General features: G+C 72.4%; 2 protein-coding genes. Both read left to right on the forward strand.

What is annotated here, in order from left to right; translation table 11 throughout:
• The coding region (locus JW897_RS24040) for a phosphopantetheine-binding protein (protein WP_240352361.1) at positions 1–756 on the forward strand (756 nt) is incomplete at its 5' end.
• A partial coding sequence (locus JW897_RS24045; RefSeq protein ID WP_240352362.1) for a condensation domain-containing protein occupies positions 753–2,087 on the forward strand: 1,335 nt, incomplete at its 3' end. The genes JW897_RS24040 and JW897_RS24045, both read left to right, overlap by 4 nt.

Genomic DNA, 2,087 nt, shown 5'->3' on the forward strand with positions numbered 1-2,087 from the left:
TTCCTGCCCAATCCCTTCGCCGCCGACGGCTCCCGTCTCTATCGCTCCGGCGATCTGGCCCGCCGCCGCGCCGACGGCGAGATTGAATACCTGGGCCGCGCCGACCATCAGGTCAAGCTGCGCGGCTTCCGCATCGAGCTGGGCGAAATCGAAGCCGCGCTGTGCCGGCTGCCCGCGGTGCGCGAAGCGCTGGTCCTGCTGGACCGCCCCGCCGCCGGCGAACCGCGGCTGATCGCCTACGTCGTCGGCGACGGCGAACCCGCCGCCTTGCGCGCCGCGCTGGCCGCCGAGCTGCCCGAACACATGCTGCCCGCCGTCATCGTGGCGCTGGAGCGTTTCCCGCTGACCCACCACGGCAAGATAGACCGCGCCGCGCTGCCGGCGCCGGAACCGCTGACCCGGCGCGTGTTCGAAGCGCCGCGCACGCCCAGCGAATTCCTGGTGGCCGAGGTGTTCGCCGAGCTGTTGCGGCTGCCGCAGGTGAGCCGCGACGAAAGCTTCTTCGAGCTGGGCGGCGACTCCATCCTGGCGGTGCGCGCCGCCAACCGGCTGCGCGAACGCCTGGGCCTGGCGCTGCCGCTGCGCCTCTTGTTCGAACATCCGCGCGCGGCGGAGCTGGCGCAGCACGCCGACGCGCTGCGCGGACAAACATCGGCCGCCGCGCCGGTGCGGCAGGCGCGCCGCCAGCTGGCGCGCGTCACCCCCGGCGCCGACGGCGACGCCTCCTTCAAGCAGTCCAATCAAGGCCAACCATGAACGCAATTGACGCCCACGCCTCTTTCGACGCCTATGTCTTCCCGCAATCCAGCGCCCAGCGTCGCTTGTGGACGCTGGCGGACCTGGCGCCGGACTCGACGGCCTACCACATCCCGCTGGCGCTGCGGCTGCGCGGCGCGCTGGACCCCGACGCGCTGCAAGCCGCGCTGAACGCCCTGGTGGCGCGCCACGAGATCCTGCGCACCCAATACGATCTGGTCGACGGCGAACCCTGCCAGTTGATCCGCCCGCAAGCCGGCTGCGAGCTGCCGCGCAGCGCCTGCGACGAGGCCGGCCTGGCGGCGCTGCTGCGCGCGGAAGCCGCCCTGCGTTTCGATCTGCGGCGCGATCCGGTGATCCGCGCCCGCCTGTTCGTCCTCGGCCCGCAGCACCATGTGCTGTCCATCGTCATCCACCACATCGCCTGCGACGGCTGGTCGCTGGGCGTGCTGGTGCGCGAACTGGGCGCGCTCTACCCGGCGCTGGCCGCCGGCCTGCCCGAGCCGGCCCTGCCCGAGGCGCTGCAATACGCCGATTTTTCGGAATGGGAACGCGAAACCCGCGCCGGCGGCGACGCCGACGCGCTGGACTACTGGCGCGAACGACTGGCGGGCCTGGACGGCGAGATGGAGCTGCCCGGCGATTTCGCCGCCGGCCAAAACCGGAGCGAGGCGGCCGGCCACGTCAGCCTGACGCTGCCGGCGGCTCTGATCGACGCGCTGCGCGCCCAGGCCCGCGCCGCCGACGCCACCTTGTTCATGGCGCTGTTGTCCGGTTTTCAGGCGCTGCTGCAACGGCTGAGCGGACGCGACGACGTTTGCGTCGGCAGCCCGGTGGCCAACCGCGACCGCGCCGAGTTCGAAGCCACCCTCGGCTTCTTCGTCAACACCCTGATCCTGCGCCAGGATCTGAGCGGCGCGCCCAGCTTCGCCCAATTGCTGGCGCGCAACCGCGCCGACTGCCTGAACGCCTTCGCCCATCAGCACGCGCCCTTCGATCAGGTGGTGAAACTGGCCGGCCCGCGCGCCCAGGCCCAGGACGCGCCGTTCCGCGCGCTGTTCGCATTGCAGAACGCGCCGCTGGGCCGCCTGGACTGGCAGGGAGTGGAGGCGGAAGCGCTGCCGCTGTTCCCCGCCGACGCCAAATTCGACCTGAGCCTGATGCTGGAGCCGGCCGGCGACGGCCTGCGCGCCACGCTGGAATACCGCGCCGGCTTGATCGGCGCCGACACCGCCGCCCGCTGGCTGGAGCACTACCGCGAACTGCTGCAGGCGGCGACCGCGCAGCCGGATTGCCCGCTGGCGCGGCTGCCGCTGCCGAGCGCCGAGCAA

Origin of the sequence: Chromobacterium alkanivorans (assembly GCF_016937655.1) — a bacterium.
GTDB lineage: Bacteria > Pseudomonadota > Gammaproteobacteria > Burkholderiales > Chromobacteriaceae > Chromobacterium > Chromobacterium alkanivorans.